The sequence below is a fragment of the Sulfurovum iocasae genome (assembly GCF_047716765.1).
Taxonomy (GTDB): Bacteria; Campylobacterota; Campylobacteria; order Campylobacterales; family Sulfurovaceae; genus Sulfurovum.
Genome location: NZ_CP180410.1, coordinates 102,994 through 115,400, shown reverse-complemented (window position 1 = coordinate 115,400; position 12,407 = coordinate 102,994). Strand labels below are relative to the sequence as shown.

Here is a 12,407-nt window from a genome sequence, read left to right as displayed (position 1 = left end):
ATGATAATTTCACACTATATGAAAAATGAGCACAGAGAGTGCGATACCTACTTTGCAGAAGCGGAACAAGCTGCTGCTTCAGGTGATTGGGAAAAAGCAGAAGAACAATTCATTGCTTTCTCAAATGAAACACTGACACACTTCAAAAAAGAAGAAGAGGAACTTTTTCCTGCATTTGAAGCACAAACAGGAAGCTCTGAAGGTCCTACGCAAGTGATGCGTTTTGAACATGAACAGGTAAGAGGTCTCATAGGAAAACTGGCTGAGGCACTTGAGGCTCAAGACAAAGATGCCTATCTTTCGCTTTGTGAGTCCATGATGATCTTACTGCAACAGCACAACATGAAAGAAGAACAAATGTTGTATGCTATGTGCGATAGAGTCCTTCCTCCAGAAATAAAAGAGAGTACTCTGGAAAAGATGAAAAAAGTAGAGTATTGAGTATGTCTCAATTTACTACACCAAGGTACAACATGACTGATTTAAAAAAAATAGCACTGGATGCAAGAGAGTTAGAACACCCAAAACCACTTGAACTCTCTATAAAAGCATTAAGGGAATTAGATGATGAAAACTATTTTTACATGATACACCGTAAAAACCCTATTCCTCTTCTCGACCTTGCCTCTGAGCAAGATTTTCAAATATTCAGCAAAGAAGATACTGAGGGTAATTGGCATATTCTCATCTGTAAAAACCCAAGTATTAATTTAAGTGAGCTAGTTGTTACCGCTCTAACGGAGTAAACTCTATGTTTAGCCAAAGTGGTCTCTCACTGGATCAAGCTCCTCCTATCTCCGTTATATTTCGTTTCTTTTTTTCAGGAGCCATTTTTGGCATACTTTCAGGTAGTCTCATTTTAGTCTACAAAACAGATATTTTTGATGCCCATACGATGGCTGCCGTTACATTTACCCATACTTTAACCCTTGGTGTCATGCTCTCTTTCATGTTCGCGGCACTGTTTCAAATGCTGCCTGTGATCGCAGGCGTAACACTTACATCCCCTGTGAAAAAAGCAAACTGGGTACAGTATCCTTTTGTAGTAGGGGTCATTGCTTTACTGCTCGCCTTTAATTTTCCAACCCCCTGGTTATTTGGTCTTGCTTCACTGCTTTTAGGCAGTAGTATCCTCTCGATCACCTTTATCATGATCAAAAATCTCTTAAAGATCCCCCACCACAGTGCTTCCTCAAAAGGCATACTTGCAGCCCTTATCTCTTTGGCTGTACTTGTTCTCTTGGCACTCTACCTTACGGCTACACTTGCAGGGGCTATTGATGGCACATACTACACCCAGATCAAAGAGGCCCATTACTCTTTTGGATTGCTTGGCTGGATAGCACTGCTTATCATCTCTATCTCTTTTCAAGTCATAGAGATGTTTTATGTCACACCCTCTTATCCAAATCTTGTCAGTCGTTATCTTCCCTTGGCACTATTGGGTTTACTTATTGTTACCTCGGTAGCAGGACTCTTTATCCCTTCTGTCTGGATAGTTTCTAATCTCCTACTTGTTTTACTACTTGGGGGATATGCTCTGTTGACACTCAAACGATTGACACAAAAAAAACGTCCACTTTCAGATGCAACTGTCTGGTTTTGGCGTATGGGGCTTAGCTCTTTACTTTTAAGTATGTTGTCAACGGCTACAACACTCTTTACAGATGAGGCTGTCATAAAGACATTAAGTTACATCTTCTTTACCTCTTTTGCACTAAGCATCGTTTTTGCCATGTTTTACAAGATCGTTCCCTTCCTCACATGGTTTCACCTTAATTCACAAGGGTACTTTACTGCCCCCATGATGCACGAAGTCATCCACCCTAAAACAGCCAATAAACATCTATACATTCACCTAGCAACCATCATTACATTTGTATTGTCGATCTTCATTCCACAGATGATAATCTTGGCAGGTCTGTTGACTATGCTCTCATTTGGATGGATGGGCTATCAGATCATTCATGCCCATTTACTCTATAAAAAAACACAAGAAACTGGTGAGAAATTTGATATGAATATGGGAAGCGTATAAAAAATTCATACTTGATTCACATCCAATAGGATATACTAACTTAATAGCACCCTAATACAAAGGAACGAGATGATAGAAGCCAAACATGTCTCTAAAGTATATAAAATGGGGGAACTTGATCTTGAAGTGATCAAAGATCTCAATTTAACTATTGGTTCGGGTGAATTCATTGCCATTGTGGGTCCAAGTGGTAGCGGAAAAAGTACGGTACTCAATATCCTTGGGGGACTCGATACCCCAACAAGCGGTGAAGTGGTTGTTGACACTATTAACATTACAAACTTGAATACCACGGAACTGGCACATTTTAGAGGTGAGAAGATCGGATTCATCTTTCAAAGTTTCAACCTTATCCCTGTACTTTCTGTCTATGAAAACATCGAATACCCTCTCATTATGATCCAACATCTCCCTCCACAAGAGAGAGAAAAGCGTGTTTTGGAAGTACTCAAAGAGGTAGATATGCTTGATCAAAAAGAAAAGTATCCAGATCAGATCTCCGGTGGTCAAAAACAGAGAGTAGCCATCGCCAGAGCATTGGTCACCAATCCAAAGATCGTTTTTGCCGATGAACCCACAGCCAACTTAGACAGTAAAACCGCACATCGTATCATCGAACTCATGCACAAGATCAAACAAGACTACAACACCACTTTTGTCTTTGCCACACATGATGAAAAGATCGTATCCTCAGCGGAGAGGCTCATCACGCTTGTTGATGGAGAGATCACAGAAGATAAAAGGATCATAGCATGAAAAATATCATCAAAATAGCCTTTCGAAATCTTAAAAGAAGCTCCAGACGAACCTTGCTTACTGCGGCACTCATTACTATAGGCGTCATCTTTGTATTGGTCTACTCTGCACTCTCCAGCAGTTTCAAAGCCTATATGGTCGGGGAGATCACAGACTCCATGATGGGACATATACAGATACATAAAAAAGGGTATATCGCCTCTGTCGACAACCTTCCTCTTGACAAAAACCTCAAGAAGAAGCAGATAGATAAAGTCCTGGAAGTGTTGGATAACAACCCTTATGTAGAGAGTTATACCTTCCGTATCAAACTGGGAGGTATGTTCTCCAACTATGTCTCTTCTACCAACATACGCCTCAATGCGATCGATCCACAAAAAGAACGAAAAACCTTACCTCTATTTGAAAAAAGAATTCAGGAAAGCGAACCTCATCTTCTCAAACAGGGTGAAATGCTTATCCCAGAACTTTTAGCCAAAGGGATGGGCGTAAAAAAAGGAGATACTTCTGTCTTGGTTGTCAACAACCAACAAGGCTCTGTCAACGGTCTTAATCTCAAGGTTGTGGGCATCGTAGCTCCTATCTCAGGTCCTGGAGGAAGAGATGGTTATTTTCATATAGAAGATGCCAAGAAGATCCTTCGTATCACAGAGCCTGAAGTAAGTGAGATCGTTGTGCGGATCAAAGATGTTTCCAAGCTGCAGGAAGCGATGAAAAGTATGCAAAGTTTAACCACGATCAAAAATCAAAAAGGCAAACCGGTTTTTGAGATACATGCTTGGACAAAATTGAGTCCGTTTTACAATATCGTCAAGATGCTTGACCTTATGGATATCTCCATCAAGATCATTTTGATCTCTATCGTTCTGATCTCGATCTTAAATGTCATGATCATGAGTGTCTATGAACGGATCAAGGAGATAGGCACCATCGCAGCTATGGGAACACCACCATCTACCATAGTCAAACTCTTTCTTACGGAAGGATTCATGCTCGGTGTATTTGGTGCCATTGTGGGGAGTATTATCTCTTTTACCATTGTCCAAGTGATCGATACCATAGGTATCAGCTTTGCATTTGGAAGACAAAGTGACCTGGTACTTCACCCTTCTTTACAAGGGAGTGATATCATTGCGGTAAGTATCATCGTTATTGTCATTGCCTTGATAGCCTCTATCTCACCGGCATTCAAAGCAGCAAAATTAAACCCGGTGGATGCATTGAGACAAAATTAACTTTTGGCTGTTGTTGAATAATTTATTTAAGATTAGCAAAAAATTTTACCAGTACACCTTTTCTTTAAAACCTTATAAAATATATTATTTTATAAGGTTTTCAATTTTATCTCCTTTGTATATCTATTTACAAGGTTTAGGCGGTAGTTTAGCTACATCAGGTTTATAGTATCTCACTACAAAATAGTACGGTTCACCTTTATTGACAGGCATCCAGTAGGTACCATCTTTAGGGTCTTCAACACTAAAGGTAACAGTGATATTTCCATTTGCATCTGGCTTGGTGTTGTATGCGTTAAATATGTCATTTTTAACAGGAAGAGTATTTCTTGTCAAGGCACTGTAACGGGTAACTGACCAGAAAAGTTCCACTCCTTCAGGTTTATATGGAAAGACAAATACTTCCGTTTTATCACCGTTTAAAACCTCATCCTTACAATTAGTAAAGTAAGGAGCATAGTAAGCGTGATGAATAGGAAAACCAAGGTGACCGACCATAGCGGCTGCACGATATTCAGGATCATCGCTGTGAGGTTCTTTACTGTCGATCGCACCGAACATACCGGTATTTCCAGTTGCACTGAATTTAGGAGCTACATTGCCAATATACTTACTTGTATGTTGATAGTCCTCTTTACTAAAGCGTACTTCTGAGATAAAAAACTTTTTATTCTCTGGATAAATATCGTGCGTATCAATAGTGAACTTAACAGGATTTCCAATAGTAAGTGTCTTGCTGCTTGGGGCAGTAAGTTTTATTTTTTCTTGGATAGGGATAACATTGGCTATATCTGCATCATTTTTCACCTGCACACGAATAAAAAGATGAGGATACAATCCACGACATTCAATTACTTTTGCCCCTTCCGGTACTTTCATATCTTTACCTTTTAACACAAAAGCGTACTTACCGACAGGATGAATTTCATCATAAATGGTATAGTGCTCTTGGTCGGCTATTTGTATAGAGAAGTAACGATCCTTTTCCACTTCTGGAAGTTCAACAATTACAGGACCATCTGTCAGGTCTATCACTGCTTTAGTGTAAATATGATCCAATGCCGGTGTAACAACCGGGTCTGTTCCTTCAGTCGGTAACTTTGTAGTATGATGCAACTTATTTGTACCTCCTGCCTGCTTTGCCGTTGTTTCCAGATACACTGCATGATGATAGACTTTAAATGCGTGGAAATCTGCGTCTGAAGGCTTTTCAGGTGTAACAGCCGCACCTAAAAATGTTGCAAGTATTAATACCAATACCATAATTGATCTTTTCATATTCTATCCTTGAGTAATTAATTAGTGAAACATGATGTATCTCTTTTAATTATACTCCAAATATTTTACTATCGCAATATATATTGATCTAGATAATCTAATGAAGAAGGCTTTTTTGCATACATTTTACCACTACTTCTTTGCTTTAATATAACTTTGCTAAACTTATAAAAACTATTTAAAAAGGTTATTGTATGAAAAAAATTACATTCCTAGTGAGCATTTTTGCTGCACTTCTCTTTGTTGGATGTACCGACAGTTCAACAGCTACACCAAAGAGCAGTAAAGCTCGTTTTCAAACGGTATCTGCGGGACAGGCTACACTAGTACAAACAGGGAAAGATAAAGAATCTTGTGTCATTTGTGGTATGAATTTGCCGACATTTTACAAAACAAGTCACGCAGCAGAGACCAAAGCAGGGACTAAAAGACAATACTGTTCACTACATTGTGTAGTAGAGGACAACGAGATCAATAAAACAGACCTTGTAAACTTGAAAGTCGTAGATACAAATAGTCTGAAACTCATCTCTGTCTATAAAGCATTTTATGTGGTAGGAAGCTCCAAGCCAGGCACTATGACTCGCACCAGTAAGTATGCCTTTGCTAAAAAGTCTGAAGCGGAAGCATTCGCCAAAGAATTTGGTGGAAAAGTAATGAACTTCAATGATACCTATACTGTATCGATGAAAGACAGGTTTTAAAAAAGATAGATTTTAAAGATAAAAAAACATTTCTACCTCCTCAGATATGATCCAATGAAAAGTCATTGGATCAATCTATATTCAATATAATATATTTACATATTTGGTTCATATTATTATTGTATACTCTCTTTAAATAGGAGCAAATCATGAAACAAATTTTAATTTTTCTCATCACACTCTCTTTTCTTGGAGCAAATGCTTTGTTGGAAAAGATAGACAGAAACCTACAGCCTGTATCCAGTGAAAGTTATAAGAAACTTACCAATATCGAGCCAAATGGAAGCAAAAAAACATTTTTACTTTATCAAGTCAAAAAAGGTAAAGATAAAATGGTTTCTCTTTTCTTGGAACCGGAGAGTGAAAAAGGCAGATCAACCCTCAGACGGGGTGACAATATGTGGCTCTACATCCCCAATGTTGGTAAACCCATCCGTATTGCTTCTATGCAGTCAGTTGTAGGCGGTGTATTTAACAACAGTGATATCATGAGACTTGATTTTTCTGCAGAATACAAAGTAACCGGACAAAAAGAGAATAGCAGCACATACACACTGACTTTAAAAGCAAAAAATGACAGCGTTGCTTATGATAAACTCATTATGACGGTAGACAAAAAGAGTCTCACACCTACAAAAGTGGTTTGCTATGCTTCAACAGGTATGCTTATCAAAACACTGACCTATAAAAACATCAAAAAGTTTGCTCCGGGTATCGTAAGACCTGCTGTTGTAGAGACGGTAAGCCCTTTCTACAAAGGATACAAATCCATCATGGTGTATGGTAAGATCACACCAAAATCTTTTGCAAATGAAGTTTTTACCCTTGATAATATATCGAAAGTCGGCACACTGAGAAGATGATACGTCCGCTTCTTACTATTCTAATCCTATGTACTGTAGGTACGAATGCTGATGACTATGACTTTGATATGGAGAGTATTGAAACAAAAAGTTTTGAATACTCAGGGTATCTTCGTGCTGAATATAAATACCAAAATCTCAATCAGGATTCACCTCTCTACACTCTACTCAATAGAAGCGACAGCTCCCAAAACACTTCTTTGAATGAAGCATTGTTTCGTTTCACCCACTATAAAGATGATTTTAAATTCATCGGTGCCCTCTCTGCGAGATATGCTAATGTTGATGGTGTGGATGAAAGCCTCTTTACTGCATATCAGCTCTATGCCCACAACACTCTCTCTATCAATCACTCCATAGATGTAGGTAAGAAAACACTCAAGTGGGGAAAAGGATACTTCTTTAACCCTGCTGCTTTCCTTGACAGACCCAAAGATCCGACACAACCGGAAAATGCCTATGAAGGCTATGTAATGGCTAACTATGCCTACAATAAAAGCTTTGATGGCGATCTGAAAAATTTGAAGCTCGATCTCATTTATATGCCAACCACCTCTGAGGTCAATGATGATTTTTATAATGGACAATCAACCAACCTGGCAATGAAACTCTATCTGCTTTATCTTGATACCGATATAGAGTTCATCTATCTTTACAGTGATACACAAAAAGACAAAATAGGTTTTACCTTCTCAAAAAACCTTGCCACCTATTTTGAAATACATGGAGAGTATGCCAAAGAGATAGATGGATATCACTCCTATCTTTTAGGCTTGAAATATGTGACGGAAAATGATATTACCATATTAAGTGAATACTACTATGACTCTGAAGGATTGACCAGGGATGAGATACGGTCTTCTATAAAACTACTGCCTTTTCCTGCAAAAAGTTACTTTGTCAACAAATTCTCAAAAAAAGAACCCTTTGGTATCGTTTACTCTTCTGTTTATTTCAGAGATATGTTAAGTACAGAAGATAATAGTCATTTAGATACTCTGGGATTCATCTATACTTTTAAAAACAATCTTGAAATCGACTTCTCTTATAATGTGAACAGTGGAAATGAAGAGAGTGAATTTGGGAAAAAAATGGTGAGTGATTTTGCCTGGTTAAAGGCAACTTGGTATTTCTAAGAGAGTTATTAAAGCCTGTTAAATATTTAAAAACTCTCTTACAACTTCTCTGTCATCAAACGGATGCTTCACCCCTTTGATCTCCTGATAGTCCTCATCACCCTTACCCAAGATAAGGAGTGCATCATCACCTTCAAGGTCTTCCAGTGCCATCTTGATAGCCAGTTTTCTATCTGGTGTGGCGGTAACCTGGCCTTTACCATGTAATCCTACAAGAATATCTTCAAGTATCATTTCCGGTACTTCATCACGAGGGTTATCACTTGTCACATAGATCTTCTTTGCAAACTTACCTGCAACAGCGCCCATACGTGGACGTTTTGCTTTATCACGATTGCCACCGGCACCAAAAACTACAGAGATATCTCTATCTTTTATGCTGTCAAGTACCTGATACATACCATCATCTGTATGTGCAAAATCTACGATCACAAGAGGATCACGGCTTACGACTTCCATACGCCCTGCAACGCCTGCAAAATTTTTAACCACTTCACATACCTCTTCCACTTTTCTGCCTGTCAGCATTACAACAGAACCGACCGCAGCCATAAGGTTGAAAAGGTTAAAAAGCCCTACCATAGGTGAGTGAAAAGTAGCCTCTGTCTGCATATGTTTGATGCCTGCAGTGATCCCATGAATCAGTGCAAAGGCTTGCACTTTAAACGTTGCCGGTTCATCTACCCCGTAACTTTGTGCTCCTATAGGATTATAGGTAATATTTTTAATGTCATCTTTATTGAGCAGCTTAGGTGACTCATCTGCAAAGAAAAGACTTTTAACCCGTCTATACTCTTCTACCGTACCATGATAGTCCAGATGGTCACTTGTGACATTGGTATGCACTTTAAGTGCGAAGGTCAAACCTTCTATACGTTTTTGATCTATAGCATGAGAACTTACTTCCATGATGAAATAGTTACATCCCAAGTCCATGGTCTGCTTCATGTTATGCAGTGTCTCCAAGATAGAAGGTGTCGTCATACTCTTCTCTTCTATACGCTTCTCTTGGGCAAATAGCCCCCTTGTTCCCTGAAGGGCAGGCTTCTCATCCAGATCAAGGAGAAAAGAGTAAATAGCTGCAGTTACAGTCGTTTTACCATTGGTTCCTGTCACTCCTACCACTTTCATCTTTTCAAGTCCCCAAATAGAAATGAGTTCTTTTGAAGTGATAAAGTCTGGCTTGGTATCCAGATTTTCATAGTAATGACTATTTTGTGCCGTTTTTAAAAATAATGTTTGATCATCCAGAGCACTAGTATCATCAGTTAGAAAGCGATAGCCCTCTTTTTCAAAAGCTAATTTCACTTCTGTGCACCTCTAACAACATTGTAAAGTGCCAAAACATCCTGATCATCACCAAACAGGTTGCTTGTAGCATCAAGATACCCCAGTGCCATTTCATCAAAGCCTTCATTTGCAAGTTGTGTCACAAAGTCTATAAACTCGTCTTTGTCGGTAATGACCACTTTAGTTGAGAACATAATGTCTTCAAATGTCTTTTTGAAACTTCCTCGACTCTCCACAAGTGCCAAAAAATCACTATAGCGTATGCCATCTCCATACTCTATCTGTTCCTGTATAGGATTGAGTAAAAGTTCCTGTATGTTATGTTTAGAACTGTCTAAAGAGTCTATGAGACCATCTATGATGTCTACAGCATTCTCTTTTTCAGTTTTGATCATCTGATAGTAGTCGAACAGTGCTTGTGCTTCTTCTTCACTCTCTGCACCCAGATCGCTTAAATAGACACCTATTCTGGCTTCATCCAGCAAAGGGTAATCTTTCAAAATGAGTCCATAACTTCTTAAAGCATTTTTGTAGTCCCCTTTAAGGAACTCACCCTCTGCTCTTTGCAATAATAAATCTTGACTAATTTTATTCATCTTAACCTAATTGATCCAATTTATCTTCCCAGCCTTGAGGGACACTCATTACTGTTATCTCAGGGTGTACCAATGTTTTTATCTGTCTCTCTACACCAAATTTAATTGTAGTACCAGCACTTCCACACCCTACACAAGCGCCTTGAAGCTGCACATAAACTACGCCGTCTTTAATCGCTATAAGTTCTATGTCACCACCATCTAATTTAATAGAAGGTCTGACTTTCTCTATCACATCTTTAACAGCTGGTTCTAATTCTTCATCTGTAAACGGAATCAATATTTCTCCTTACCTGATATCCTAATAAGATATCTAATTAATAATATTATAACAAAATCATAGTAAATTGTTTGTGTACTACGGTTCTTTTCTGTGTTATACACTAATAGTGTTATTTTGTCAATGGGTTTAATATGGGTTTTGAAAATTTAGGAGATAGTATCCAAGGCACAGCCTTGAAATACTGAAGTGTGAGATGGTAATTATACGAGTTCGATAATCGCCATAGGTGCTGAATCACCTTTTCTCATACGTGTTTTAATAATTCTTGTATATCCACCGTTTCTATCTGCATACTTTGGTGCGATTTCGTTTACAATTGTATTTGTACACTCTTTATGTTGTAACATTGCAAAAATTGCTCTATGTGAATTCAAATCACCAGCTGCTGCTTTTGTGATTAGTTTTTCATAGTAGCTTCTAAGCTCTTTAGCTTTTGGCAATGTAGTCTCAATTCTACCTTCTTTTGTTAAAGCAATAGAAAGGTTCTTAAGAAGCGCTGCTCTGTGAGAAGACGTTCTGTTTAATTTACGGTAACCATGCTTATGTCTCATGTTCGTCCTTTTACATTTACACTTAAAGCTTATGCTTTAAGTTGTTCTAATTTTTTCACAAGATTTGCTCTTGTAACATCTGCGAGTTCAAACTCAGAACCAAATCCGTGCTCTACGAGACACTCATTGATCTCATCAAGAGATTTTTTACCAAGATTTTTGATATTCTTGATCTCATTTTCACTCATCAATACCAATTCACCAAGGAATTTCATTCCTGCTCTGTCAAGTGAGTTGAATGATCTTGCACTAAGTCCAAGACTATCTACAGTTTGCATAAAAGGTTTGAGTTCGCTGTCATCATTGCTTCTTTTTACCGGTGTTACAGAGATATCAACATCAAGTACACCGTTAAAAACAGAAAGTTGCTTATTCATTACTTCCAGTGCATTCGTAAATGCTTCAACCGGACCGATCTGAGCATCTGTTTCGATGTCAAATGTGATCTTTTCAAAGTTTGGATTGTCCTCTACAAGTACAGGCTCGATCTTATAGTTTGCTTTTCTTACCGGAGTAAAGAAAGCATCCAATGCGATACTGTCTGCTGCAACGTCATCTCTAAGGTCTTCACTTGGTACATAACCAATTCCTTTTGAGATAACGACTGTAAAGTTAAGCTCAGCATCTTCATTAAGTGTAGCAAGTGGAAGGTCTCCGTTTACTACTTCAATTTGATCATTGTTAAGATCTTGTGCTGTAACTTCTTTATGTCCAGAAAAACTATATTTAAGCTCTACCTTGTCACTTTCGTCTTTAATTTTAAAACGAATGTTTTTAAGGTTAATAATAAATACAGCAACATCTTCATGCATACCTCTAATGTTATCAAACTCGTGTGCAGCACCTTCGATCTTTATAGAAATCGGTGCATAACCGATAGAAGAACCTAAGATAAGTCTTCTAAGTGGATGCGCGAGTGTAACAGCATAACCGCTCTCAAAAGGATAAGCGATGATCTCAGCACGGTTTGCGCTGATCTCATTGACTTCTACCTCTGTCGGCATAAATGGTGCAACTTTAATTTTTCTCATTAACTAGCCTTTACTAAGATTATTTAGAGTATAGCTCGACGATTAAACGCTCTTCAACTGGGATTGCAATTTCTTCTCTCTCTGGAATTCTAGTAAAAAGTCCAAAAAGTTTCTCTTTATCCATATCAACCCATTCAACCATACCAGTTTGGCTAGTCAATTCGATCGCTCTAAGGATCTGAGGATTCGTTTTACTTTTCTCTCTGATCTCAATTTTTTGACCTGCTTTTACTCTAAATGAAGGGATATCTACTCTCTTTCCATCAACTAGTACATGACCGTGGTTTACGAATTGTCTAGCAGACGCTCTAGTCGTTGCAAAACCCATTCTGTAAACTACGTTGTCAAGTCTTTGCTCAAGAAGTTGGATAAGGATCGAACCTGTGTTTCCATCTTTTGAGTTTGCTTCTTTGTAAAGTGCTCTAAATTGTTTTTCAGAAACTCCATACATAAATTTAGCTTTTTGCTTCTCTTGAAGTTGAAGACCGTATTCGCTGATCTTTGTTCTTCTTTGTCCATGTTGTCCTGGTGCATATGGTCTTTTTTCCAATGCAGATTTACCAGCGAGTCTTCTCTCACCTTTTAATCCAAGATCAACGCCAAGTCTTCTTTCTAGTCTTTCAACTGGACCTCTATATCTTGCCAT

The 12,407-nt window shown here is 38.3% G+C and carries 15 protein-coding genes; 8 read left to right on the top strand and 7 right to left on the bottom strand.

The window, feature by feature from the left end:
* The 5 genes from ACLHDG_RS00625 to ACLHDG_RS00605 all read left to right on the top strand — a co-directional run bounded on the left by ACLHDG_RS00625 (position 1) and on the right by ACLHDG_RS00605 (position 4,029).
* The gene (locus tag ACLHDG_RS00625; RefSeq protein ID WP_415407060.1) at positions 1-441 is read left to right on the top strand and encodes a hemerythrin domain-containing protein; all 441 of its coding nucleotides are present in this window, start codon (positions 1-3) and stop codon (positions 439-441) included.
* Positions 442-473: 32 nt separating this feature from the next.
* Positions 474-746 carry a DUF2249 domain-containing protein gene (locus ACLHDG_RS00620; RefSeq protein ID WP_415407059.1) on the top strand — a complete coding sequence of 91 codons (273 nt, stop codon included), beginning with the start codon at positions 474-476 and terminating at the stop codon, positions 744-746.
* A 5-nt stretch (positions 747-751) separates the two neighbouring features.
* The gene (locus ACLHDG_RS00615; RefSeq protein ID WP_415407058.1) at positions 752-2,038 is read left to right on the top strand and encodes a hypothetical protein; all 1,287 of its coding nucleotides are present in this window, start codon (positions 752-754) and stop codon (positions 2,036-2,038) included.
* Positions 2,039-2,107: 69 nt separating this feature from the next.
* Positions 2,108-2,794, top strand: a complete 687-nt coding sequence (locus tag ACLHDG_RS00610) for an ABC transporter ATP-binding protein (protein WP_415407057.1) — start codon at positions 2,108-2,110, stop codon at positions 2,792-2,794.
* The gene (locus tag ACLHDG_RS00605; protein ID WP_415407056.1) at positions 2,791-4,029 is read left to right on the top strand and encodes an ABC transporter permease; all 1,239 of its coding nucleotides are present in this window, start codon (positions 2,791-2,793) and stop codon (positions 4,027-4,029) included. Before ACLHDG_RS00610 ends, ACLHDG_RS00605 begins: the two co-directional genes overlap by 4 nt.
* A 123-nt stretch (positions 4,030-4,152) precedes the next feature.
* Here ACLHDG_RS00605 and ACLHDG_RS00600 read toward each other — a convergent pair whose 3' ends face one another.
* Entirely contained in the window at positions 4,153-5,307 is a 1,155-nt protein-coding gene (locus tag ACLHDG_RS00600) for a DUF1254 domain-containing protein (protein WP_415407055.1), read from the bottom strand.
* Between the two features lie 194 nt (positions 5,308-5,501).
* Here ACLHDG_RS00600 and ACLHDG_RS00595 point away from each other — a divergent pair, with 194 nt between their 5' ends.
* From ACLHDG_RS00595 to ACLHDG_RS00585, 3 genes are all read left to right on the top strand, one after another.
* Positions 5,502-6,011 (top strand): nitrous oxide reductase accessory protein NosL, encoded by a 510-nt coding sequence (locus ACLHDG_RS00595; protein WP_415407054.1) that lies wholly within the window; start codon positions 5,502-5,504, stop codon positions 6,009-6,011.
* A gap of 149 nt (positions 6,012-6,160) precedes the next feature.
* On the top strand, positions 6,161-6,874 hold the full coding sequence (locus ACLHDG_RS00590; protein ID WP_415407053.1) for an outer membrane lipoprotein-sorting protein: 714 nt from the start codon (positions 6,161-6,163) through the stop codon (positions 6,872-6,874).
* Complete coding sequence (locus ACLHDG_RS00585) at positions 6,871-8,010, top strand: hypothetical protein (RefSeq protein WP_415407052.1); 1,140 nt, start codon at positions 6,871-6,873, stop codon at positions 8,008-8,010. The genes ACLHDG_RS00590 and ACLHDG_RS00585 overlap by 4 nt, the downstream gene beginning before the upstream one ends.
* A gap of 18 nt (positions 8,011-8,028) precedes the next feature.
* Here the strand turns inward: ACLHDG_RS00585 and ACLHDG_RS00580 are convergent, their stop codons facing one another.
* The 6 genes from ACLHDG_RS00580 to rpsD form a co-directional block, all read right to left on the bottom strand.
* Complete coding sequence (locus ACLHDG_RS00580) at positions 8,029-9,318, bottom strand: UDP-N-acetylmuramoyl-L-alanyl-D-glutamate--2,6-diaminopimelate ligase (RefSeq protein WP_415407051.1); 1,290 nt, start codon at positions 9,316-9,318, stop codon at positions 8,029-8,031.
* Positions 9,315-9,896 carry a hypothetical protein gene (locus tag ACLHDG_RS00575; protein ID WP_415407050.1) on the bottom strand — a complete coding sequence of 194 codons (582 nt, stop codon included), beginning with the start codon at positions 9,894-9,896 and terminating at the stop codon, positions 9,315-9,317. The genes ACLHDG_RS00580 and ACLHDG_RS00575 overlap by 4 nt, the downstream gene beginning before the upstream one ends.
* A gap of 1 nt (position 9,897) precedes the next feature.
* Complete coding sequence (locus ACLHDG_RS00570; protein ID WP_415407049.1) at positions 9,898-10,176, bottom strand: NifU family protein; 279 nt, start codon at positions 10,174-10,176, stop codon at positions 9,898-9,900.
* A gap of 203 nt (positions 10,177-10,379) precedes the next feature.
* Positions 10,380-10,730 (bottom strand): 50S ribosomal protein L17, encoded by a 351-nt coding sequence (gene rplQ / locus ACLHDG_RS00565; RefSeq protein ID WP_415407048.1) that lies wholly within the window; start codon positions 10,728-10,730, stop codon positions 10,380-10,382.
* A 29-nt stretch (positions 10,731-10,759) separates the two neighbouring features.
* A complete protein-coding gene (locus ACLHDG_RS00560) occupies positions 10,760-11,761 on the bottom strand; it encodes a DNA-directed RNA polymerase subunit alpha (protein ID WP_415407047.1) in 1,002 nt (333 codons plus the stop codon).
* A 19-nt stretch (positions 11,762-11,780) separates the two neighbouring features.
* The gene (gene rpsD / locus ACLHDG_RS00555) at positions 11,781-12,407 is read right to left on the bottom strand and encodes a 30S ribosomal protein S4 (RefSeq protein WP_415407046.1); all 627 of its coding nucleotides are present in this window, start codon (positions 12,405-12,407) and stop codon (positions 11,781-11,783) included.